21 protein-coding genes and 1 pseudogene are annotated in these 23,157 nt (G+C 69.3%); 13 read left to right on the top strand and 9 right to left on the bottom strand.

The window, feature by feature from the left end:
- Positions 1–25 precede the first annotated feature (25 nt).
- The 6 genes from F1643_RS18530 to F1643_RS18555 all read left to right on the top strand — a co-directional run bounded on the left by F1643_RS18530 (position 26) and on the right by F1643_RS18555 (position 6,416).
- The gene (locus F1643_RS18530) at positions 26–1,480 is read left to right on the top strand and encodes an aldehyde dehydrogenase family protein (protein ID WP_206692561.1); all 1,455 of its coding nucleotides are present in this window, start codon (positions 26–28) and stop codon (positions 1,478–1,480) included.
- Between the two features lie 29 nt (positions 1,481–1,509).
- The gene (locus tag F1643_RS18535; RefSeq protein ID WP_206692562.1) at positions 1,510–3,000 is read left to right on the top strand and encodes an FAD-binding oxidoreductase; all 1,491 of its coding nucleotides are present in this window, start codon (positions 1,510–1,512) and stop codon (positions 2,998–3,000) included.
- The gene (locus tag F1643_RS18540; RefSeq protein ID WP_370540692.1) at positions 2,997–3,857 is read left to right on the top strand and encodes a MaoC family dehydratase N-terminal domain-containing protein; all 861 of its coding nucleotides are present in this window, start codon (positions 2,997–2,999) and stop codon (positions 3,855–3,857) included. The genes F1643_RS18535 and F1643_RS18540 overlap by 4 nt, the downstream gene beginning before the upstream one ends.
- Positions 3,854–4,747, top strand: a complete 894-nt coding sequence (locus tag F1643_RS18545) for an aldolase/citrate lyase family protein (protein ID WP_194914700.1) — start codon at positions 3,854–3,856, stop codon at positions 4,745–4,747. The genes F1643_RS18540 and F1643_RS18545 overlap by 4 nt, the downstream gene beginning before the upstream one ends.
- On the top strand, positions 4,744–5,493 hold the full coding sequence (locus F1643_RS18550) for an electron transfer flavoprotein subunit beta/FixA family protein (RefSeq protein WP_194914701.1): 750 nt from the start codon (positions 4,744–4,746) through the stop codon (positions 5,491–5,493). The genes F1643_RS18545 and F1643_RS18550 overlap by 4 nt, the downstream gene beginning before the upstream one ends.
- A gap of 188 nt (positions 5,494–5,681) precedes the next feature.
- A complete protein-coding gene (locus tag F1643_RS18555; RefSeq protein WP_194914702.1) occupies positions 5,682–6,416 on the top strand; it encodes an electron transfer flavoprotein subunit alpha/FixB family protein in 735 nt (244 codons plus the stop codon).
- 142 nt (positions 6,417–6,558) lie between these two features.
- Here F1643_RS18555 and F1643_RS18560 read toward each other — a convergent pair whose 3' ends face one another.
- From F1643_RS18560 to F1643_RS18585, 6 genes are all read right to left on the bottom strand, one after another.
- Complete coding sequence (locus F1643_RS18560; protein WP_194914703.1) at positions 6,559–7,701, bottom strand: CaiB/BaiF CoA-transferase family protein; 1,143 nt, start codon at positions 7,699–7,701, stop codon at positions 6,559–6,561.
- Entirely contained in the window at positions 7,688–8,728 is a 1,041-nt protein-coding gene (locus F1643_RS18565) for an NADPH:quinone oxidoreductase family protein (RefSeq protein ID WP_194914705.1), read from the bottom strand. The genes F1643_RS18560 and F1643_RS18565 overlap by 14 nt, the downstream gene beginning before the upstream one ends.
- The gene (locus F1643_RS18570; protein WP_194914707.1) at positions 8,725–9,585 is read right to left on the bottom strand and encodes a MaoC/PaaZ C-terminal domain-containing protein; all 861 of its coding nucleotides are present in this window, start codon (positions 9,583–9,585) and stop codon (positions 8,725–8,727) included. Before F1643_RS18570 ends, F1643_RS18565 begins: the two co-directional genes overlap by 4 nt.
- Positions 9,586–9,603: 18 nt before the next feature.
- Positions 9,604–11,193: an AMP-binding protein gene (locus tag F1643_RS18575; RefSeq protein ID WP_194914708.1), complete on the bottom strand. Its 1,590-nt coding sequence runs from the start codon at positions 11,191–11,193 to the stop codon at positions 9,604–9,606.
- 116 nt (positions 11,194–11,309) lie between these two features.
- Positions 11,310–12,551 (bottom strand): ABC transporter substrate-binding protein, encoded by a 1,242-nt coding sequence (locus F1643_RS18580; RefSeq protein ID WP_194914709.1) that lies wholly within the window; start codon positions 12,549–12,551, stop codon positions 11,310–11,312.
- Positions 12,552–12,627: 76 nt separating this feature from the next.
- On the bottom strand, positions 12,628–13,686 hold the full coding sequence (locus F1643_RS18585; RefSeq protein ID WP_194914710.1) for an amidohydrolase: 1,059 nt from the start codon (positions 13,684–13,686) through the stop codon (positions 12,628–12,630).
- A 461-nt stretch (positions 13,687–14,147) separates the two neighbouring features.
- Between F1643_RS18585 and F1643_RS18590 the strand changes: the two genes are divergently transcribed.
- The 3 genes and pseudogenes from F1643_RS18590 (at position 14,148) to F1643_RS18595 (ending at position 17,035) form a co-directional block, all read left to right on the top strand.
- Positions 14,148–15,806, top strand: coding sequence for an AMP-binding protein (locus tag F1643_RS18590; RefSeq protein ID WP_194914711.1), 1,659 nt, complete (start codon positions 14,148–14,150; stop codon positions 15,804–15,806).
- A 127-nt stretch (positions 15,807–15,933) separates the two neighbouring features.
- Positions 15,934–16,065 (top strand): annotated as a pseudogene (locus F1643_RS25095) (NADH:flavin oxidoreductase/NADH oxidase); the annotation flags it as partial.
- Between the two features lie 64 nt (positions 16,066–16,129).
- Positions 16,130–17,035, top strand: coding sequence for a hypothetical protein (locus F1643_RS18595; RefSeq protein WP_370540694.1), 906 nt, complete (start codon positions 16,130–16,132; stop codon positions 17,033–17,035).
- Positions 17,036–17,127: 92 nt separating this feature from the next.
- Here F1643_RS18595 and F1643_RS18600 read toward each other — a convergent pair whose 3' ends face one another.
- The gene (locus F1643_RS18600) at positions 17,128–17,904 is read right to left on the bottom strand and encodes an SDR family NAD(P)-dependent oxidoreductase (RefSeq protein ID WP_194914712.1); all 777 of its coding nucleotides are present in this window, start codon (positions 17,902–17,904) and stop codon (positions 17,128–17,130) included.
- A 344-nt stretch (positions 17,905–18,248) separates the two neighbouring features.
- Complete coding sequence (locus tag F1643_RS18610; protein ID WP_194914713.1) at positions 18,249–18,917, bottom strand: TetR/AcrR family transcriptional regulator; 669 nt, start codon at positions 18,915–18,917, stop codon at positions 18,249–18,251.
- Between the two features lie 315 nt (positions 18,918–19,232).
- Between F1643_RS18610 and F1643_RS21820 the strand changes: the two genes are divergently transcribed.
- A complete protein-coding gene (locus F1643_RS21820; protein WP_255543021.1) occupies positions 19,233–20,042 on the top strand; it encodes an NADH:flavin oxidoreductase in 810 nt (269 codons plus the stop codon).
- Positions 20,030–21,178 (top strand): FAD-dependent oxidoreductase, encoded by a 1,149-nt coding sequence (locus tag F1643_RS21825; RefSeq protein WP_206692564.1) that lies wholly within the window; start codon positions 20,030–20,032, stop codon positions 21,176–21,178. The genes F1643_RS21820 and F1643_RS21825 overlap by 13 nt, the downstream gene beginning before the upstream one ends.
- Before the next feature lie 14 nt (positions 21,179–21,192).
- Here the strand turns inward: F1643_RS21825 and F1643_RS18620 are convergent, their stop codons facing one another.
- On the bottom strand, positions 21,193–22,020 hold the full coding sequence (locus F1643_RS18620; RefSeq protein WP_194914714.1) for an IclR family transcriptional regulator: 828 nt from the start codon (positions 22,018–22,020) through the stop codon (positions 21,193–21,195).
- A 366-nt stretch (positions 22,021–22,386) separates the two neighbouring features.
- Here F1643_RS18620 and F1643_RS23905 point away from each other — a divergent pair, with 366 nt between their 5' ends.
- Together F1643_RS23905 and F1643_RS18625 are read left to right on the top strand one after the other, a co-directional pair.
- The gene (locus tag F1643_RS23905; protein WP_255543024.1) at positions 22,387–22,566 is read left to right on the top strand and encodes a hypothetical protein; all 180 of its coding nucleotides are present in this window, start codon (positions 22,387–22,389) and stop codon (positions 22,564–22,566) included.
- Positions 22,566–23,157, top strand: a 592-nt coding sequence (locus tag F1643_RS18625) for an enoyl-CoA hydratase/isomerase family protein (protein WP_370540695.1), incomplete at its 3' end; no start/stop codon positions are given. The genes F1643_RS23905 and F1643_RS18625, both read left to right, overlap by 1 nt.

A 23,157-nucleotide genomic window follows, 5' to 3' on the forward strand; every position in this document is an offset into this window, starting at 1 on the left:
AACAGATTTCCGGAGAAGACCCGACATGTCCCCCGACACCCGCCCGATCACCAACTTCATCGCCGGCAGCTGGCGGCCGGGCCGCGACCGGCTCGACATCTTCAACCCCTCGGATCTCGACGAGCTGGCCGGCTCCTACGCGCTTGCCGGTGCCGACGATGTGGCCGAAGCCGTTGCCGCCGCCCGCAGCGCCCAGCCGCACTGGCGCGCCGCCACCGTGGAGCAGCGCTCGCTGGTGCTCGACGCCATCTCCCGCGCGCTGTTCGACGGCAAGGACGAGCTGGCACGGATCGCCGCCGCCGAGGGCGGCAAGACCATCCCCGACGCCTTGGGTGAGATCACCCGCGCCGCCCATCTCGCCCGCTTCTTCTCGGCCGAGGCGCTCCGGGCGCCGGGCGAGACGCTGGGCTCGGTGCGGCCGGGGGTTGAGGTGGACGTGACCCGCGAGCCGGTCGGCGTCATCGGTCTGGTGACGCCCTGGAACTTCCCGGTCGCCACGCCGATGTGGAAGATCGCCCCGGCTTTGGCCTTCGGCAATGCGGTGATCTGGAAGCCTTCGGAAAAGACCCCCGGCATCTCCATCGCCGTCACCCGCATCATCGCCACGGCGCTCGAAGCGCACGGCATGCCGGCCAGCCTGTTCAATCTGGTGATCGGCGCCGGTCCGAATGTCGGCGCGGCGGTGGTCGATGCGGTGGACGCGGTGTCCTTCACCGGGTCCGTCAACACCGGACGGCGCATCGCCGTGCGCTGTGCCGAACGCATGATCCGCGTCCAGCTTGAATTGGGCGGCCAGAACCCGCTGGTGGTGCTGGGCGACGCCGATCCCGAGCGCGCCGCCGAGATCGGCGTCAACAGCGCCTATTTCCATGCCGGTCAGCGCTGCACCGCCACCGGCCGCTTCATCGTCGAGGACAGCATCCACGACGCCTTCGTCGCCGCGATGGTGGAGCGGATGGCGGCTCTGCGCGTCGGCCACGCCCTGTTGCCGGAGACGCAGATCGGCCCTGTGATCGACGAGTTCCAGCTGACCAAGAACCTGCAATACATCGACACCGGCCTGAACGAGGGTGCCCGGCTGGCGTCCGGCGGCACGCGGCTGGAGCGGCCGACGCGCGGGTACTTCCTGGCCCCGGCCCTGTTCACCGACACCAGCAACGCCATGACCATCAACCGCGAGGAGGTGTTCGGCCCGGTCGCCAGCGTCATCCGCGTCAGGGATTACGAGGAGGCGCTGGCCGTCGCCAACGACACCGATTACGGCCTGTCGTCGGGCATCGTCACCAACTCGATGAAGCACGCCCGTCATTTCCAGGCGAACATCCAGGCCGGCATGACCATGCTGAACCTGCCGACGGCGGGCGTCGACTACCACGTCCCGTTCGGCGGACGGAAGATGTCGAGCTACGGCCCGCGCGAGCAGGGACGCTCGGCCATCGAATTCTACACCATCATCAAGACGGCCTACCGCGCGCTGTGACGCGGGCCCGAAGCCCAGGGAGAGCTCCCTTGCCGAACGACATTCAGACCAGCGGGCAGACCAGCGGGCAAACCGCCCTCCGGCCGGACTTCGAGACGGCCGTACTCGCCCCGATCCGTGCCATCGTCGGCGACCGCGGCCTGATCACCGATCCCGACACCATGAAGCCCTTCATGGAATCCTGGCGCGACGGCTGGGTCGGCCGGTCGCCCGCCGTGGTGCTGCCCGACAGCACCGAGGCTCTCGCCGCCGTGGTCCGCATCTGCGCTGTAACCCGCACGCCCATCGTGCCCCAGGGCGGGAACACCGGACTGACGGGAGCCAGCCAGCCGCATGCCGACGGATCGGAGATCGTCATCTCCACCAACCGGCTGAACCGCATCCGCGAGATCGACATCGACAACGACACGATGACGGTGGAGGCCGGCTGCATCCTCGCCAACATCCAGAACGCGGCGCGCGACGTCGGGCGGCTGTTCCCGATGAGCCTCGCCGCCGAGGGGTCGTGTCAGATCGGCGGCAACATCGCGACCAACGCCGGCGGCGTGCAGGTCGTGCGCTACGGCAACATGCGCAACCTCGTGGCCGGGCTGGAGGTGGTGCTGCCCGACGGCCGGATCTGGGATGGGCTGCGCGGTCTGCGCAAGGACAATGCCGGCTACGACCTGAAACAGATCTTCATCGGCTCGGAAGGCACGCTGGGCATCGTCACCGCCGCGGTGCTGAAGCTGTCGCCGCTGCCGCGCGCCACCGCCACCGCCCTGGTCGCAGTGTCGGCCCCCAGCGACGCCGTCGATCTGCTGACCCGCGCCAAGGGCGTGGCCGGCGACCGCATCGTCACCTTCGAGCTGATCCAGCGCGCCTGCATCGACGTGGCCCGCAAACATGTCCCGGACGTGCCCGATCCCCTGCGCGACCGCTATCCCTGGTACGTGCTGGTGGAACTGGCCGATCAGGACTCCGGCAACCGGCTGGCCGAGATGCTGGAAGGCATCCTGGAGGCGGGCATGGAGGCCGGCGAGGTGCTGGACGGCGTGGTCGCCGCATCGAAGGCCCAGGCCGATTCGCTGTGGCGCATCCGCGAGGGAATCCCGGAAGGGCAGAAGCGCGAGGGCGTGTCCTTCAAGCACGACGTTTCCGTACCGATCTCCCGCGTCGCGCGCTTTTTGGACCGCACCGACGCGGCGCTGGAGCGGGCCTGTCCGGGCATCCGCCCCTTCTCCTTCGGCCATCTCGGCGACGGCAACATCCATTACAACCCGATCCAGGCGGAAGACGGCGACCCGGCCGAATGGCGGGCGAAGCTGGCGACGGTCAACGCCATCGTCCACGACATCGTCGTCGATCTCGGCGGATCGATCTCGGCCGAGCATGGCATCGGCCGCCTGCGCATCGACGAGATGCCGCGCTACAAATCCTCGGTGGAATTGGAGATGATGGCGACGCTGAAGCGTGCCTTCGATCCGCACAACATCATGAATCCGGGAAAGATCCTGCATTCATCCGGAGTGGCGCCGTGACGTTCGACAATCTGAAGGACTGGATCGGCCGGGCGGAAATGCGGACGGACACCGCCATCGCCGCACCGCTGGCCGGGCTGGCGGCGACGCTGGACCACGACACCCCGCCCTGGCCGGCGGGGGAGTTGCCGCCGCTCGGCCACTGGCTGCATTTCCTCCCCACCGCACCGCAACGGGACATCGGTGAGGACGGCCACCCGCGCAAGGGCGGCTTCCTGCCGCCGGTGCCGCTGCCCCGCAGGATGTGGGCCGGCAGCGACATGCGCTTCCTGGCGCCGATCCCCATCGGTGCGGAGATGCGGCGCACCTCCACCATCGAATCAGTACAGCACAAGGCCGGCCGGTCGGGCGGGATGATGTTCGTCAGCGTGATGCATGAGATCGCGACCGATGCCGGCGTCGCCATCCGCGAAAAGCAGGACATCGTCTACCGCGAAGCCGCCAAGCCGGGCGAGGCGACGCCCCCGGCATCCGCCGATCCCCTGCCCACAGCCGACTGGACCGGCAGCGTCACCCCCGACCCGGTTCTGCTGTTCCGCTATTCCGCGCTGACCTTCAACGGCCACCGCATCCATTACGACCGCCCCTATTGCCGCGAGACGGAAGGCTATCCGGGGCTGGTGGTGCATGGACCGCTGACGGCGACCCTGCTGATGGATCTGGTGTTGCGCAATCTCGGCGGCGATTCCGGGGACCGGCGGGTAGCCGGCTTCCGCTTCCGCGCCCGCCGGCCGCTGTTCGACACCGCGCCCTTCACGCTGAACGCGGCGGAGAGGGGGGATGGCGAGATTGAGGGATGGGTGGTCGGTTCGGACGGTCAGGTCGCCATGACGGCCGAATTCGCGGGCACGTCATGAGCGAAGCGGATCGAGACGGAGAACTTGCCGGCGGGCGGCCCCGCCGCAGCTGGCTGTTCACCCCGGCGACGCGACCCGACCGCTTCGACCGTGGCGCGCGGTCCGGTGCCGATGTCCTGATCATCGATCTGGAGGACGCCGTGCCGCCTGCCGACAAGGCGGCGGCGCGCGTTGCGGCATTGAGAGCCCTGGCGGCTGCGCCTGCCGCGCCGATCCTGCGGGCGCTGCGCATCAACGCGCCGCTGACGGCCGAGGGGCTGGAGGATCTGCTGGCCCTAATGCGCCTCCCGCAAGGCGGCGGGCCGGATTTCGTCATCGTGCCGAAGGTCGACAGCGCCGAGATGATCCGCTGGGTCGACACGCTTCTGAGCGGAGCGGGCAGGCCCTTGCCGCTGGTGGCGCTGATCGAATCAGCCCATGGGATCGCGGCGGTGGAGGACATCGCCCGCGCATCGCCCCGGCTGGCCGCCCTGTTCTTCGGTGCCGCCGACCTGTCCGCCGAGCTGGGCTGCGCCATCGCGTGGGAGCCGCTTCTGTCCGCGCGTTCCCGGTTGATCAATGCCGCGGCGCTGGCGGGTATCGAAGCGGTGGATTCCCCTTTCTTCGATCTGACCGATGCCGCCGGGTTGCAATGGGAAGCCGCCGCCGCCCTGGCGCTGGGATTCGGCGCCAAGGCGGCGATCCATCCCGGCCAGATTTCCACCGTCAACGCGACATTCACCCCGACCGAAGCCGAGATCGCCCAGGCCCGCCGCATCGTGGCGGAAAGCGCCAAGGGCGTCGCGGTGGTGGATGGCCGCATGATCGACGAAGCGATGGCGCGCAAGGCCCGCCGCATCCTGTGCCGCGCCACATGTGCGGACCAGTCGCAGGAGGACCGACTCCCATGAGAATCCTCGTCCCCGTGAAGCGGGTCGTCGACTACAACGTGAAGATCCGCGTCAAGGCGGACGGCAGCGGCGTCGAGACCGCCACCGTGAAGATGAGCATGAACCCCTTCGACGAGATCGCCGTCGAGGAGGCCGTCCGCCTGAAGGAGGCTGGCACGGCGACCGAGATCGTCGTGGTGTCCGTCGGCCCGTCGCAGGCCCAGGAAACGCTGCGCACCGCTCTCGCCATGGGTGCCGACCGCGCCATCCTGGTGCAGACCGACGTCACCACCGAACCGCTGGCCGTCGCCAAGGTCCTCAAGGCGCTGGTCGAGAAGGAGGCGCCGGGGATGGTGATTCTCGGCAAGCAGGCGATCGACGACGACTGCAACCAGACCGGCCAGATGCTGGCGGCTCTGCTGGGCTGGGGCCAGGGCACCTTCGCCTCGAAGGTCGTTGCCGGTGAGGGTACGGTCGCAGTGACGCGCGATATCGACGGTGGCCTTGAGGTCGTGTCGCTGAAGCTGCCGGCGGTGGTCACCGCCGACCTGCGCCTGAACGAGCCGCGCTATGCCAGCCTGCCGAACATCATGAAGGCGAAGAAGAAGCCGCTTGAGACGGTTACGCCGGACAGCCTGGGCGTCGATGTGACGCCGCGCCTGACCACGGTGAAGGTCGCCGAGCCGGCGAAGCGTCAGGCCGGCATCAAGGTGCCGGACGTCGCCGCCCTGGTCGACAAGCTGAAGAACGAGGCGCGGGTGATCTGAGGGGGCGCCGGCTTCGGTGCCCCCACCCTAACCCTCCCCCGCTGGGCGGAGGAGGGAACTCCGCAGCTTTGGCAATCACGTCACGCCGCCAAGCGTCCTGCCCCCTCCCCTGCCCAGCGGGGGAGGGATGGGGAGGGGGCAATCCGCAGCCACCAGACCTCGCCACCCGCCAACCAAGGACCCGCCCCATGCCCATCCTGATCCTCGCCGACCACGACAACGTCAGCCTCAAGCCCGCCACCGCCCACACGGTGACCGCCGCCGCCAAGCTCGGCGGCGACATCCACGTCCTGGTCGCCGGCCGCAACGCCGCTCCCGCCGTCGATCAGGCCGCCAAGCTGGCCGGCGTCGCCAAGGTGCTGCTCGCCGACGATGCCGCCTACGAACACGCCCTGGCCGAGCCGGTCGCGGCCCTGCTGGTGTCGCTCGCCCCCGGCTACAGCCATGTCCTCGCCGCCGCCACCTCGGTGGGCAAGAACGTGCTGCCGCGCGTCGCCGCCGCCGCCGACCCGGCGCTGTCGCGCTTCGTCTCGGCCGAGCTGTCGAAGTCGGAGCGTCCGGAGCTGACCTCGGCCCGCATCGTGATTTCCGGCGGGCGCGGCATGCAGTCGGGCGACAACTTCCACCTGCTGGAGGCCATCGCCGACAAGCTGGGCGCCGCCGTGGGCGCCAGCCGCGCCGCCGTCGATGCCGGCTTCGTGCCGAACGACTATCAGGTCGGCCAGACCGGCAAGATCGTTGCGCCGGACCTCTATGTCGCCGTCGGCATCTCCGGCGCCATCCAGCATCTGGCCGGCATGAAGGACAGCAAGGTGATCGTCGCCATCAACAAGGACGAGGAGGCGCCGATCTTCCAGGTCGCCGACTACGGCCTCGTCGCCGACCTGTTCAAAGCCTTGCCGGAGCTGCAGCAGGCGCTGTGACGCGGGACAAACGCACAAGGGCGTGCTGCCGCGTGCCGGTAGGCCGGGAGGACGTCATCGGGCATCGTCACGTAGACAGCGGGGTTGGCGAGCCCAACCATGCGGTTTATGTGACAATTCCGCAGGAACCGGCGGCCGACGCTCACCCCAGCAGACGGGAGACCTCCTCGGCTGAAAGCCCCCACGCAGCCAGCATCTCCCGCGTGTGTTCTCCCGGCGACGGCGGCGGACTTTGGATGGCCGGCCTGCTGCGGCTGAAGCGCGGCGCCGGCGCCGGCTGGACCACGCCCCCCACCTCGACGAAGGTGCCGCGCGCCGCCATCTGCGGGTGATGCGGTGCTTCCGTCATCGACAGCACGGGGGCGAAGCAGACGTCGGTCCCCTCCAGCAGGGCGCACCATTCGTCGCGGGTTCGCTTGCGGAAGGCCTCGGCGAAGGCAGCCCGCAGATGCGGCCAATTGGCCTCGCTGCGGTCCCGCAAGGTCGCATCCGTCAGGCCGAGAAGATCCAGCATCGTGTCGTAGAAGCGCGGCTCCAGCGGCCCGATCGCGACGTGCTTGCCGTCGCCGGTCTCGTAAGTGTCGTACCAGGGCACACCGCCGTCGAGCAGGTTGCCCGCCCGCCGGTCATGCCACAACCCGGCGTCCAACAGCCCGTAGAGCGCGGCTCCCAGCGAGGCCGCGCCGTCGACCATGGCCGCATCGACCACCTGCCCTTGCCCGGACCGGTTCCGTTCGAGCAGGGCGCAGACGATGCCGAACGCCAGATACATGGCGCCGCCGCCGTAATCGCCGATCAGGTTCAGCGGCGGCAGCGGCCGATCGGCCGGGCCGATGGCGTGCAGCATGCCGCTGAGCGCGATGTAGTTCAGGTCGTGCCCGGCGGCTTTGGCCAGCGGTCCATCCTGGCCCCAACCGGTGATCCGGCCATAGACGAGCCGGGGGTTGATGGCCAGCAGCTCCTCCGGGCCGAGGCCGAGCCGCTCCATCACCCCCGGCCGGAACCCCTCGATCAGGACGTCGGCCCGGACAGCCAGCCGCTTCAGCGCCGCCGCACCCTCCGGGCTCTTGAGATCGAGCACCACCGAACTCCGGCCACGGTTGGTGACATTGCTGAGAACCGGAATGTCGATGCCCTGGTCGGGCAGCGAGGCGCGGTCGATGCGGATGACCTCGGCCCCCATATCCGACAGCATCATGGCACAGAAGGGGCCGGGCCCGATGCCCGCGATCTCGATGACGCGCAGGCCCGCCAGCGGGCCCCTCGGCTTTTCAGTCCCGCTCATGCCCTGCTCCACACTGCTGCTTCCCTATGCTTCGCGCCGATGCGGCGGTCCCGAAATCCGGCTGGATCACCGGCTTGCCGACGATGCGGCGGTTGCGGAAGCCGTCCAGCAGCGGGATCAGCGCCGACAATGGATGGACGGTCGGCTGCACCGGCCGCAGGGTGCCGCTGTCGAACAGATCGCGCAGCCGATCCAGCAGCGCACGGTTGGCGGCCGGCTCCGTCTGCATGAAGCCGCCCCAATCCACGCCGACGATGCTCGCCCGCTTCAGGAGCGGCAGGTTGAGGGGAATGCGCGGAATTTCGCCGGCGGCAAAGCCGACCACCAGATGGCGCCCGCCAGGGGCGAGGCTGCGGAAGGCCGGTTCCGACAGGGTGCCGCCGACCGGGTCGACCACCAGATCGATGCCGCCGCCCAGCCGCTCCGTCATCGCGCGGCGCCAATGCGGGTCGCCGTAGTCGACCGCCAGTTCGGCACCGCGTGACCGGCAGAATTCCAGCTTTTCCGTTGTGGAGGCAGCCGCGACCACTCGGCCGCCAAGCCCACGCGCGATGTCGATCGCCGCCGCTCCGACCGTGCCGGCACCGCCGAGCACCAGCACCGTCTCGCCGGCCGTCATCCGCCCGCATGTCTCCAGCGCGTAGAGGCTGGTTGCATAGGCGCTGAGGATCGAGGCGGCGGTGGCGGGGTCCATGTCCGGCGGCGTCGCCAGACAATGGTCGCAGCGTGCCACCGCGCGCTCGGCCAAGGCGCCTTTGAAGGAAATGGCGGCAACCCGCATGCCGATCAGGGCCGGATCGCCGCCCTCCCCCACCGCCAGCACCCTCCCGGCCAGTTCGCGTCCGGGGACGAAGGGCGGTTCCGGGCGCTCCTGATAACGGCCGCCCAGCAACACCGCGTCGAAGCCGCCGATCCCGACCGCTTCGACGGCGATCAGCGCCTCGCCGGGACCGGGGGCCGGCTCGACGGTTTCAACGATGCGCAGTTCAGGCGGCTCGCCATAGGACAGGCAGTGCAACGCCTTCATCGGGCAGCCTCCCCGGACAGCCGGCTCAGGCCGTTCCGGACCACCACCACGTCGCGTGCCTCGACCCGCGCCTGGAAGGACACCGCGTCGCCGTCGATCCACAGATCGACCGTGATCGTCTCGCCGGGAAAAACCGGGGCGGAAAAGCGGGCCTGATGATGAAGGATGCATTCGGGCCGGTAATCGCAGCAGGCGGCGAGCACCGCGCGGGCAGTGATCGCGTAGGTGCAGAGCCCGTGCAGGATCGGGCGCGGGAAACCGGCCGCGCGCGCCGCCGCCGGATCGGCATGCAGCGGATTGAGGTCGCCGGAATGGCGGTAGAGCAGAGCCTGCGACGGCGTCGTCGGCATCTCCAGCGACAGGTCGGGTGCGCGGTCGGGAACCGGGTGCGGTTCAGGCTGCCCGTCGGTCGCCCCGCCGAAGCCACCTTCCGACCGGCCGAAGGCGGTGGTGACGACGGTCGCCAGCGGCTCGGGATTGCCGTCCAGTCGCAGGATCTTCTCCTGGGCGAAGACCGCGCCCTTCCCCACCCCCTTGTCCCAGGCGCCGAGCATGCGTCCGTCGACGACGCCCCTGCCGCTCGCCGGCATCGGCCCGTGCAGGGTGACCGCCTGCTCGCCGTGCAGCAGGGTGCGGGTGTCGAGCCCGATCCGGAACAGCGGCCCGCCGGCGAAGGTCGGCACGATCGGGAAGGTCGGCAGCACCTTCAGGCCGCGCTCGTAGACGAAGGGCAGCTCATCCTCGTCCATCGGGTCGGCGCCCATGCCGACGCCCAGCGCGTAGAGCATCACGTCGCGCTCGCTCCAGGACACGACATCACGCGTCCGCAGCTCCATGATCGCCGCATGGTCCAGCATGGTCCGCTCCACTCCGGTTCAGTTCACCCCGCGCGCCCTGTCGCGCCAATAGGGTTCGCGCAGCGCCTTGCGGTCCACCTTGCCGAGTCCGGTCAGCGGCATCTCGGTAACGATGTCGATGGATTTCGGCGACCAGGGGGCGCCGCGCATCGCCTTCACATGCGCCTGGAGTTCCGCCGCCTCCACCGTCGCGCCGGGGCGCAACGTGACGAATCCCTTCACTGCCTCCCCCCATTTGCCGTCGGGAATGCCGATCACCCCGGCCAGCGACACCGCCGGATGGGCCATCAGCGCGTCCTCGACCTCGCGTGGGTAGATGTTGAAGCCGCCGGAGATGATCATGTCCTTGGTGCGGTCGACGATGTGCAGGAAGCCTTCGGCGTCGCGCCTGGCGACGTCGCCGGTGTGCAGCCAGCCGCCGCGGAAGGCCTGTTCGGTCAGCTCCGGCTGCCGCCAGTAGCCGGTCATCACCAGCGGTCCCCTCACGCAGAGTTCGCCCGGCTCGCCGACGGCGACCTCCCGCATATCGGCGTCGAACAGCTTCACGTCGCACAGAGCGGTCGGACGCCCGCAGGAACCGAGCCGCTTCGGCCTGTTCAGGTCGTGATCGACCCTGCGCAGCGTGGTGACGCATTGCGGCGCCTCCGACTGGCCGTAGAGCTGGAGGAAGACCGGACCGAAGGCATTGATGGCCCGGCGCAGCAGGTCGGGCGACATCGGCGCCGCCCCATAGACGATCAGCCCGAGCGATGACAGGTCGTACCGGGCCAGCAGCGCCGGATCCTCCACCAGCGCATTGACGATGGTCGGCACCAGGAAGGCGGCGGTGATACGCTCCTCCGCCACCGTGCGGCAGAACTCCGGGCCGTCGAAGCCGGGCAGCAGCCGGGCCGATCCGCCCATCAGCATGATCGGGTACAGCATGATGCCGCCGGCGTGGCTGATCGGCGTGACGGCGGCATAGCGCAATTCGGCCGGCCATTCCCATTCGGCGGCGATGGTCGAGGCCATCGCGGCGATGGTCCGGTGCGGCAGCATGATGCCCTTGGACCGGCCGGTCGTGCCGCCGGTATAGCAGAGCAGCGAGATGTCCTCCGCCTCCACCTGCGGATCGAGCGGAGCCGGCTCCAGGTGCGGCAACTCCTCCAGCAGGTCGGGAACGCCGTCCAACGGACCGCCCAATGGACCGCCCAATGGACCGAGGGCCAGCAGATGCTCCAGGGCCGGCACCCGGGCGCGGATCGCCAGCGCGCGCCGCCCGAACCGTTCGGCGTCCACGATCAGGGCGCGCGCCTCCGAATCGGAGAGGATGAAGGCGTGGTCGTCCTCGCCGGCCAGCGGGTGCAGCGGCGTGTAGCGGATGCCGAGAATGTTGGCGGCGCAGATGGCGGCCCAGGGCTCCACCCGGTTGCCGGTCAGGATGGCGATGCCGTCGCCCTTGCCGAGCCCGAGGGCGCGGAAACGGGTGATGAAGCGCCCGATCCAATCGCCAAGCTCGGCATAGGTCCAGCGCGTCCGGCGGTCGGCCAGGGCCGGCCGGTCGGCGAAGCGGGCGACGGCGTCGGCGATCAGGCGCCCCGCGGTGCCGCCGGAGTGCAGGGATTGCATGGGAAGGTCCCTTCACGGGCAATGATGGTGCGGAAGCCGAAGCCGGCCCGGCAAAACGCCGTAAAAGGCCCCCTTCCCTGGGGAAACCGGGAGAGAGGGCGAGTGGCGTCATGTGCTTACTTCTTCACCAGCGGACACTTGCTCTCCGACAGCGGCGCGAAGGCCTCCTCGCCGGGGATGGTCTTCAGCAGCGTGTAATAGTCCCAGGGCTTCCTCCTTTCCGACGGTGCCTTCACCTGGAACAGGTACATGTCGCGCAGCACGATGTTGTCCGCCCGCAGGTGCGACGGCTTGGTGACCACATCGCTGACGGTCATCTCCTTCATCGCCTTCAGGACCGGAGCGGTGTCGCTGCTGTCGGCCGCCTTGACCGCCTTCAGGTAGTGGTTCACGGCGGAATAGAGGCCGGCCTGCACCATGGTCGGCATCTTGCCGCGCTTGTCGAAGAAGCGCTTCGACCATGCCCGCGTCTGGTCGTTCAGGTCCCAGTAGAAGGATTCGGTGACGTACATGCCCTTGGCCATCTCCAGCCCCATGGCGTCGATGTCCGTGATCATCGCCAGGAGCGGAGTCAGGGCGACGCTGCCGTTCAGGCCGTATTCGTTGGCCTGCTTGACCGCGTTGATGGTGTCGGGTCCGGAATTGCCGAAGCCGATCGCCTTGGCGCCCGAGCTCTGACCCATCAGGATCTGCGAGGAGAAGTCGTTGTTGTTGAACGGGTGCTTGACCGAACCCAGCACCTTGCCGCCGGCCGCCACCACGCCCTTGGTCGCGTCCTCCTCCAGCGAACGGCCGCCGGCATAATCGGCGGTGACGAAGTACCAGTCCTTGGCGCCGTCCATGGTGACCGCCTTCGCCGTCGTGGCGGCGACCGCGCGGGTGTTGTAGCTCCAGTGGAGGGTGGTCGGCTTGCAGTCTTCGCTGGACAGGCTGTTCTGGCCGGACGCGGTGGCCAGCACCAGGGTGTTCTTTTCCGCGCCGATGTTCGACACCGCGAGCGTGACCGAGGCGCCGGCCACGTCGGTCAGCACGTTGACGCCCTGCTCGTCGATCCATTTCCGGGCGATGCTGGACGCGATGTCGGCCTTGCTGGTGTGGTCGGCCGACACCAGGGAAATCTTGAAGCCGGGCTTCTCCGCCGCGGTGAAGTCGTCGATCGCCATCTGCGCCGCCAGCACCGAGCCGGGTCCGACCAGATCGGAATAGATGCTGCTCATGTCGGTGAGCACACCGATCTTCACCTCCTTCACCGGGGTCTCCGCCCCGGCGGCGGAGGGTACGGCCGACGTCGCGGCCGACAGGGCGGCGGCGACCGCCAGACAGGACACGGCGCCACGGAGCGACTTGGCGAACAACATGGGTTTCCTCCTCCCGAAGCTCGTTATATCTCTTCTGCAACTTGCCTGCCGGCCATTGCCCGCCGGGCGGCGGGGCTCAGCGCAGGACGTGTTCGATGCTGTAGACCCTGGCCGCCGTGCGGCCGAACAGCGCCGCCTTCTCGTCGGCCGACGCCCCGGCGGCGAGCCGCTTGAAGCCGTTCCACAGGATGGCGTAGCTGCAGGACAGCTGGTCGACCGGGAAGTTGCTTTCGAACATCGCGCGGTCGGGGCCGAACGCCTCGATGCAGGTCTCGATGTAGGGCCGCCACGCCGTGGCCAGATCCTCGGAGGACGGCGGCACCGGCCGTTCGTGGAAGCCGAAGCCGCCCAGCCGCATCGCCAGCCCGCCCAGCTTCACGGTCACGTTGGGACGGCGCGCCACCTCCATGATGCCGGCTTTCCACTGCGCGAAGACCTCGTCGCGCCGGCCGGCGTAAGGGCCGATGCCGACCGGGCCGCCGACATGGTCGAGGATGATCGACGTTTCCGGGAAGGCCGACGCCAGGTCCGCGACGTCGGAAAGCTGGTGGTGGTAGACCCATGAATCGAAGGTCAGTCCCAACGGCGCCAGGCAGGCGAAGCCGCGGCGGAGTTGCCCGTCGCGCAGCAGCCCTTCCGGCGGGGTGCGCATGGTGGTGCGGATCTCCGGGTTCGGATCCCAGGAGGTCGACTGGCGGATGCCCTTGAAGCGACCCTTGCCGGCGGCGATGTGGGCCTCCAGCACGGCGCGCACGCTCTCGCCCTCGCGCAGGTCGGCGTAGCTGATGATGCCGGCGCACAGGCCGGCCGGCTGGTACAGCCCCGCCTCGCACTGGTCGGCGATGGCGGTCACGAACTCGGTTTCGCCGACCGGCCGCATGTTCTCCGGCCCGTCGGTGCGGTAGCCCTCCGTGCAATCGGCGAAGACGGTGGCGACGACGTTGTGGCCCGCCTGCGCATCGCGTTGCAGTTCCTCGGCGAGGTAATGGGGCGAGCGCGGAGCGTCCCACAGATGGTGGTGGGGATCGATGATCGGCAGATCCGGCTCCAGGATCGCCTCTTCCCGCAGGGCGAGCCAGTTCGGATCCGCCGATGGCAGGATCGCGCTCTGCGTGCCGCTCTTGGTGTCGGTCATACGGTCCTCTCGTGAACATCGCATGTGCGGCCGGGAGGCTGCCGGCGCCGCCGGCCCTCCCGCCACCATCCTGGCGGGTGTCGGATTCGATGCGGCGAGGTCCGCGCTCCGCACACCGCTTATTGTTGGTCAAGTCAATCATAAGCCGGCAAAACATGGAACATAAAAAATCATGTGAGATTGATTTCTTGAGGTTGGTGTCCGTACAACGTCCCGCACCCCGATCCGACCTCATGCCATAGTCGGTTAAACGAAGTCCCCGAGCGTTGCGCGCGGATCGAGAAGCGGATTGACAGAGAAAATAATTCGTGCGTGATTGTATTAAACCGATCTTCAATCCCGGCCGGCGCATCGGCGCTCCAGGCCGGTGCCGGCGTCCGGCCGGTTCGTTGCGGCCCTTCGCGGTTCCAGTGATTCCAACCGCTCGTCGCCGGCCGGTCCCGCCGTTTGGAGCCCTTCCGATGAACGAAAGCAGCATGATTGACCGCAGCACGGGTGAAAGCGGCGTGACGCCCCCGACCCGGCTTTTCGAAATGCTGGACGGCGCGCCCGACGGCGCGACCATGCTGGTGGGGCCGCAGGGCCCCGTCACCTACGGCCGGATGCGCGCCGCCGCCGCCCACCTCGCCGCCCGGTTGAAGGAACTCGGCCTGCGGCGCGGCGACCGGCTGGCGCTGTGGCTGCCCAACATCCCGGAGTGGCTGGCCACGGCGCTGGCCTGCTCGCGGCTCGGCGTCGCCGTGGTGCCGATGAACGTGCGTCTGGGCGCGCACGAGGTCGCCTTCCTGCTGTCGCGGGCCGGCTGCCGGGCGGTGGTGCTCGCTCCCGGCTACCGCAACGGCGCCTGCGCCGACGTATTGCGCAGCGTCGATCCCGCCGAACGCCCGGCGCTGGATCTGGTGGTGACGCTGGGCGACACGCGGGAGACGCTGCTCGACGGCGTGCGGCAGACCCCGTATGCCGGGCTGATCGCCGACTCTTCCTCCCCCTTGCCGGAAGTCGCCGACGGCCGGCCGGAGGATGTCAGCCTGATCCTCGCCACCTCCGGCACCACCAGCGCTCCCAAGCTGGTGCAGCACACGCAGGAGCGCAACACCCGCCATGCCGGCGACGCCGCCGCCGCGGTCGGATTGACCGAGCCGGGAACCAGCCTGCTGCTCGGCATCCCGATGTGCGGCGCTTTCGGCTACACGCTGGCGATCACCACCATCCGGGCACAGCGCCCGCTGGTCCTGATGGAGGCCTTCGTACCGGATGAGGCCGCCCGCCTGCTGGCCGAGCATGGCATCACCCACATGCTGGGCACCGACGACATGCTCGACAAGATCCTGTCGGTGGTGACCGAGGGCAAGCCCTTTCCGGCACTCCGCATGTTCGGCCATGCCAACTTCACCCCCGCCCTCACCGCCATCCTGCCGCCCAAGGCGGAGGCGCATGGCGTGCTGCTGCGCGGCTTCTTCGGCATGACCGAGACGCTGGCCATGTTCGCCGCCCAGCCCGCCGACGCCCCCCAGGAGCGCCGCGCCCAGGGCGGCGGCCTGCCGGTGTGCCCCACTGCCGGCCTGCGGGTGCGCGATCCGGACAGCGGCGCCCTGCTGCCCGACGGCGAGATCGGCGAGGTGGAGGTGCGGACCCCCAACGCCATGATCGGCTACCTCGACAATCCGAAGGCGACGGCCGAGGCTTTCACGGAAGACGGCTATCTGCGGACCGGCGACTACGGCTACCGGCTGGCCGACGGCGGCATGATCTTCGTCTCGCGCATCAAGGACGTGCTGCGCATCGCGGGGTATCTGGTCAGCCCGACCGAAATCGAGGAGGTCATCCTGGACCTCCCCGGCGTCACGGTCTGCCAGACGGTCGCCGCCAGCTGCCCCGCCGGCGTGCGCCCGGTTGCCTTCGTCGTCATGGAACCGGGCCGGACCCTCGACGAGGCGGCGGCGCTGGCCGCCTGCCGGGCGCATCTGGCCGTCTACAAGGTGCCGGCGCGGATCTTCGCGATAGAGGCCATGCCGGTCACCGACGGGCCGAACGGCGCCAAGGTCAAGAAGAACGTGCTGCGCGACATGGCGACGGCCTGGATGAACCCGCCCGGCGACGTTGCCGGCGCTCCGGCGTGATCAGGTCACGCCTCACCAGCGGACGAAACCGCACAATCGGGAGGAGAAGGCCTTGGGCCAGAGCGCGCTGTTCACGCCGTACACCATGCGCGGCGTCACGCTGAAGAACCGGATCGTGGTCGCCCCCATGTGGCAATATTGCGGGATCGACGGCTTTCCCACCGACTGGCACCTGATGAATCTCGGCCGCTTCGCCGCCGGCGGAGCGGGGCTCGTCTTCCAGGAGGGGACCACGGTGGAGCGGCGCGGCTGCGGCACCGTCGGCGATCTCGCCCTGTGGGACGACCGCTTTGTCGAGCCGATGCGGCGCATCGTCGACTTTCGTGAAATCCTGCGGCGCCGTTCCCGGAATCCAGCTCATGCATGCCGGCCGCAAGGCGCGCCAGCGCTTCCCCTGGGACGGTCGCGGCGCCCTGCCGCGCAGCCCGGAAATCGCCGATTGGGACGAATGGGACGTGGTGGCGCCGAGCGCGATCCCACAGGACGATGGTTACCCGATGCCGCGCGAGATGACGCCGCAGGACATCGACGACTGCGTCGAGGCGTGGGGCACCGCCGCCGCGCGGGCCGACCGCGCCGGCTACGAGGTGATGGAACTGCACGCCGCGCACGGCTACCTGATCCACGAGTTCCTGTCACCGGCGTCCAACCGGCGGACGGACCGTTATGGCGGTTCCTTCGAGAACCGGATCCGCTTCGCGGTGGAGGTGGTGGAGCGGGTCCGCGCCTCCTGGCCGGAGCACAAGCCGTTGATCCTGCGGGTCTCCACCGAGGATGACGGCGGCTGGGAGGTCGATGACAGCGTGGCGCTCGCCCGCATCCTGAAGCCGCTGGGGGTGGATGCCTTCGACTGCTCGTCGGGCGGCATCTCCGGCGCCTCGCCGATCGAGACGCGGATTTCCCTGGCCTACGGCTATCAGGTCGGCTTCGCCGAACGGGTGCGCCGCGAGGCCGACCTGCCGACCATGGCGGTGGGCCTGATCATCCATGCCGACCAGGCCGAGGCGATCGTCCGCGACGGCTGCGCCGATCTGGTCGCCATTGCCCGCGAACTGCTCTACAACCCGAACTGGCCGATCGACGCCGCGCAGAAGCTGGGGATCGATGCCCGCTTCGCGCTGGCGCCGGTGCAGCACGGCCATTTCCTGCACCGCCGGTCGGTGTCCGGATTCACCGGTTCGCTCTCCACCTGGACCGCCGGGATGAGCGCCGATGCCAACCTGTCCTGATCGGCAAAGGACCTCCTTCCAGGCAAGCCGGAAGGAGGTCCAGTTGTCGGCATGTCGCTCCCGTTGCAGTCGGGACCGATCGGCGCCGCCGGTCACCGGCGCGTCGCCGGGAAGTCCGCGGCGTACCGGTGAACCACCGGCGGCCGGCCGTCGGGCTCCTTGAAGGCGATGGATGTGCCGCCGCAGACGAACAGCACCTGTCCGGTGACGAAGCGCGCGGCATCGCTGGCGAAGAAGGACACCGCATGGGCGATATCGTCGGGCGTGCCGATGAAGCCGACCGGCACGCCATGCATCAGCTTCCCGGTCATCGGATCGCCGGGCGGATTGGCGGCATCGAACAGCGATGTCCTCACCGGGCCGGGCGCCACCACATTGACGGTGATGCCGTCGCTTCCCAGTTCCAGCGCCCAGGTCCGCACCAGACCGGAAAGCGCCGCCTTGCTGGCGGCATAGGCGGTCCGTCCCTCCTTGCCCAGCGCGGCGCGGCTGCCGATGGCGACGATCCGTCCAACCCCCAGGCGGCGCATCGACGGCAGCAGCACCTGCGTCAGCGCGACGAACGCCCCGACATTGACGGCATAGACCCGCGCAAGCTCGGCGACCGGCACTTCGGCCCCCGGCGCGAGCGGGGCGATGGCCGCGTTGTGGACGAAGCGCGTCACCGGCCTGTCGCCGACCGCCTCGGCCAGCGCCGCCGCCGAAGCTGCCGGATCGGCGAGGTCCAGCGGCACATAGGCGGCGTGGAAATCATGCTCCGGCGGCGTGCGGGACGCCACGATCACCTGAAAGCCGTCCTCGGTCAGCCGGCGGGCGATGCCCGCGCCGATGTTCCGGTTGCCGCCGGTGACGACCGCCCATTCCGTCATGATGGTTGTTCCGTTCGAGAGTGTCTGGAAGGGCCCCGCATCACTTCGGCAACCGATGCTGCACTTCGCCGACGATGCCGCGGCGGGAAACAAGGACGCGGACGATGAAGATGCAGCCGATCACCATCGGCACCGGCCGGCTGGTGGCGGCGAGTGCCTGAAAGGCCGAGTGCCTGAAAGGCTGTTTGGGGCTGTTGCCGTCATGGCGGAAAACGCCGGACGAAGGGCCGATACCATCCGGACCCCGGCGCCCCGCAGCAGATCATCCGCAAACAAAACCATAGGCGACGCGGATCAGTCCCGCAACATGAATCATTCGCTTGTGATTTTTATGTGTGCTTGGCTTAGAGGATGCGCGGAAGCGGCTGGAGCACGCTGACCAGAAAGTTCTTGAGAAGGGCGAGCTGCGGCGCGAAATCCACCGCCGGTCCCTCCTGGATCTTGCGCAGGGCGAAACCGCGCAGGGTGTCCAGCACCATGCGGCGCAACCGCACCACGGTCGCGGTGTCCGCGGGCGAGTCGGCGAACAGCCGCACCCATTCGAGATCGCGCGCTTCCGTCACCTTGCCCAGCTGGGTGCGGATGCTCTGATGCAGCCAGTCGTTGAAGCGCTCGTAAAGGCGGATTTCAAGGGCGGCAACATAGTCGTCGCTGCCGAAGACCTCCCAATGCTGGTTGACCACCCGCTCCACCCGCTCGGCGATGGGAAGCCCGACGAATTCCGCCAGATTCATCTCCTTGTCCATCCAGGCGGTGATCTCCTGGATGGCTGCGAAGTAGATCTCCTCCTTGCCGGCAAAGTGATATTGCAGCGCGCCGCGCGATACCCCGGCCCGGTCGGCGATATCCGGCGTGGTGACGCTGGCATAGCCGCGCTCGCGCAGCAGGTCGATGGTGGCCCGCACCAGCTTGCGGCGCGTGGCGTTGCTCCGCTCCTGCTGGGGCTTGCGCTTGGTCTTGCGCCCCTCCTCCTCGCCGGTCTCCACCGACTCGTCCTGTATCACCCGCACCATCCCCCACCGTCTCCCTTCTGCCCGGACGTTCCCGGCCTCAGCCGGTTCTGTGTGAACAGGCCCGGCAGGCCGTGCGTTCGCAACCATCGCGGATCCTAGCACACTTCATAGAAGACCGTTGACGGCAAAAAAAGTCATGTGTGATTGTAATTTCCCGGCTTCCCCTTTGGCCGCCCCGCTCCACCTTCCGGCCCACAGCCCTGGACGTCCCCACCGGACGCCCCGGCCACGATTGGACGCCACGATGGAACCCGCATTTCCCAACCTCTTTTCCCCCGGCCGCCTGCGTGGACTCGTGCTGCCGAACGGCTGGTCATGGCGCCGATGGAATCCAACATGGCAAGTGCCGACGGCTCGGTGTCGGACGAGATGCTCGCCTATTATACCGCCCGCGCCGCAGGCGGGGTGGGCATGGTGATCGTCGAATATGCCTGCGTGGACCGTCCGCTCGGGCTCGGCGGGTCGCCGCAGCTCGGCATCGACGACGACCGCTTCATCGCCGGCCATCGCCGGCTGACCGCCGCCATCGCCGCGCATGGTGCGCGTTCGTGCCTCCAGCTTTTCCACGCCGGACGCCAGACCCTGCGGCGCTTTACCGGCGGGGCGGCCCCCGTCGCCGCTTCCGCCATCGCCTGCCGCGTCTACCGTGAAGAGCCGCGCGAAATCACAGTGCCGGAGATCGAGGAACTGGTCACGAAATTCGGCCTTGCCGCCGCGCGCGCCGTGGCCGCCGGCTACGATGCGGTCGAGATCCACGGCGCCCACGGCTACCTGATCGGCGGTTTCCTGTCGGGCGCCGGCAACCGGCGGACGGACGCGTATGGCGGAACGCTGGAGAACCGGCTGCGCTTTCCGCTGGCGGTGGTCTCCGCCGTCCGGCAGGGAGCAGGCGACGCGCCGGTGATCTTCCGCCTGTCCGCCGAAGAGTTCGTGGAGGGCGGCACCACCCTGGACGAGGCGGTGCGGATGGCGCCGGCCCTCGTCGCCGCCGGGGCCGATGCCCTGCATGTGTCGACCGGCACGGCGGAACGGATGGACTGCAACGTCGATCCGGTCTCCGCCCGCAGGGATGGCGCATCCCCCTGGCCCATCGGCTGCGGGAGGTGGCCGGCGTGCCGGTGCTGACCGTCGGGGTCATCCGCCAGCCAGAGGTCGCCGAGCAGGCCGTCGCCGACGGCTCGGCGGATTTCGTGGCGCTCGGCCGCGCCCTGCTGGCCGATCCGCAATGGCCCGAGAAGGCCCGGCGCGGCGCCGTGGCCGACATCCGCCCCTGCACCTCCTGCAACTGGTGCGTCGACCAGCTACTCGCCCACAAGCGGCTCGGCTGCGCCGAGAACCCGCGCACCGGGCGGGAGACGGAGCCGGAGATCCTGCGCAGCGGCGCCGGCCGCCCGGCGGCGGTGGTCGGCGGCGGACCCGGCGGAATGGCGGCAGCCCTGCTGCTGCAGGACGCCGGCTTCCGCGTCACCCTATTCGAGAAGGCGGACAGGCTGGGCATCGGTCTGGTCGCCTCGGCGACGCCGCCGGGCAAGGACAAGTTCTTCTGGTACCGGGATTATCTGGTCCGCCGACTGGAGGCGTCCGGGGTCGAGGTCCGTCTCGGCTGCGAAGCCGGAGCGGACGACATCCTCGCCCTGCGGCCGGCGCTCGCCGTCGTCGCCACCGGGGCGGCAAACCGGACGCTCGCCGTGGCCGGCAGCAGGTCCGTCCCGGTCGGCTTCGCCCACGATCTGTTGACCGGACAGGAGCCGCTCGCCAACGGGCTGGGGGCCGACGGGCCGGGCGCGGACGGGCCGGTGGTCATCGTCGGCAGCGGCGAAACCGGCTGCGAATGCGCGGAGTATGTCGCCGGGTCCGGCCGCGACGTCGTGCTGGTCAGCCGTTCGCCGGAACGGCGGCTGGCGCGCCGCGCGCAATATGTCTATCGCCGCCAGTTGATCGCCCGGCTGGAGGGCAACCCGCGCATCCACATCGAAACCGGCATGGAACTCGCCGCGGTCGGCGGTGGAGAGGCCGTGCTGCGCGACCGGGCGGGTGCCGATCATCGCCGCCCGGCCTCGCAGGTCCTGCTGGCGCTGGGCCGGGTGCCTGAAAACGGGCTGGCTGCGGCGCTGGGCGCAGCCGGAGTGCCGACCCATGTGATCGGCGACAGCCGCGAGGTCGGCCGCATCGGCGACGCCGTCCACGACGCCTATGCCGCTGTGCGCGCCGCCACCGAAACCGACGGGCCGGCGGAACCGGTCACGGCCCTGGCCTGCTGACCGGCCGCCGAAGTCTAAAGATGCGGCAGCGCCGGGGCCAGCGCGCGGGCGACCTCGCCGAGCGCCCCGGCGATGCGCGCCGCCCGCGCCTCGTCGAACTGGCTGAGGAACATGGTGGCGGTGCAGGCCATCAGCGGCCCGCCCTGCGGATTGAGGATCGGCACGGCGACCGACGCGGTGCCGAGCGCATAGTTGCCGTTGTCGAGCGCCCAGCCGCGCCGCGCCGTCTCTTCCACCTCGGCCATGAACGCCTCGAAGGACAGCGGCCGGTCCCAGCGCAGCGCGGCGAACTGGCGGCGCAGTTCCTCCTCCGGCACCCCGGCATGCGGAACCATGGCGCGGCCGGCGGCGCCGATCATCAGCGGCAGCCTCTGCCCCACATCCATCTTGATGCGCATGTTGCCGGTGCCGAGCGCCTCCAGCACCAGCATCATGCGGTCGGCCGATATCCGCCGCCACAGCGTCACCGTCACGCCGTTGTCGCGGGCGATGCGTTCCATCAGCGGACGCACGAGGTTGATGTCGCTGGCGACGGTCGCAGCCCCGCGAGCCAGCTCCATCACGCCGAGGCCGATGGAATAGACCTTGGCCTGCGGATCGAAGCGGACGCAATCCTCCTGAACCAGCGTGCGCAGGATGTTGAAGCCGGTGCTGGTGTTCATCCCCAGCTCCTGCACGATGTGGGTCAGGCTGACCGGCGCCGCGGCGCGGCTGAGCAGCTTCAGGATCTTCACGCAGTTGAGCACCGCGCCGACCGGCTTGCCGGCGGCATCCACCCCCGTCTCCGCATCCGTGCCGTCCATCGCCTCCGCTCCGCTGCCGCCAGCCGGTGCGGACGGCATCCCGGATCGTGTCCCCGCCGTATCTTGGACTGCATTCCTGGCCGCGTCCTTGGGCGGACGTCCGCGCGGGCGCGACGGCTTCGATGCGCCGGCAGCCTCGGCGTCGGCCATGGTCCCTGTCTCGCTTGGCTTTGCCCGCACCTTCCACTCCCCTTCCACCCGTTCGCCGCCTCCGTCTTATGGAACGGGCCCGGCTTTCACGGAATTACTTTATATAATCAGAAACGCTTTCTCTATGGAGAAAAAACAGCTTGCGCGGTCGCTTCGGCCGGCATAGCGTAACGGTGGCGGCACGGACAGTCCGCAACACGCAGCGCCTTCACGGGCCGCAGCCCGCCGACCCCCACGGTTTTCCGGGAAATCCCCATGCCCACCGACCAAGACTCCCACGGCGACAGCGCCGTCCTTGTCGAACGGCGCGACGGCGTCGGCATCGTCACGCTCAACCGTCCGGATGCGCTGAACGCCATCAACATGGCGGTGCGCCGCGGCCTCACCGCGCCTGCCGCGATCTCGAAACCGACCCCGGCATCCGCGTCGTCCTGATCCGGGCAGCCGGGGAACGCGGCTTCTGCGTCGGCGCCGACATCAAGGAATTCAGGCAGGTCGAATCCGCCGTCGCCGCCCGCCGGGTCGATGCCGACATCGCCTACATCGACGCGGTGGCCTCGCTGGCCAAGCCGGTGATCGCCGCCGTTCATGGCTTCTGCCTGGGCGGCGGCTTCGAGATCGCGCTGGCCTGCGACATCCGCATCGCTTCGGCCAATGCCGTCTTCGGCCTGCCGGAGGTCAATCTCGGCCTCATCCCCGGCGCCGGAGGAACCCAGCGGCTGCCGCGCCTGATCGGCACCGGCCGGGCTCTCGACCTGATGCTGACCGGCGAGCGCTTCGGGGCGGAGGAGGCTCTGCGCCTCGGCGTCGTCTCCCGGCTGGCGCCGTCGCGCGAAGCGCTGGACGAGCAGGCCGTCGCATTGGCAGAGGCAATCGCCGCCAAGTCGCCCAATGCCGCCGCCTACGTCAAGGAGGCGGTGATGGACGGCGCCGACCTCGACCTCGAAGCCGGGATCGCGCTGGAGAAAAACCTCTTCACGCTGCTGCTGACCACCGACGACCGGATGGAAGCGGCAGCCGCCTTCC

This window comes from Azospirillum sp. INR13 (genome assembly GCF_015390205.1).
GTDB lineage: Bacteria > Pseudomonadota > Alphaproteobacteria > Azospirillales > Azospirillaceae > Azospirillum.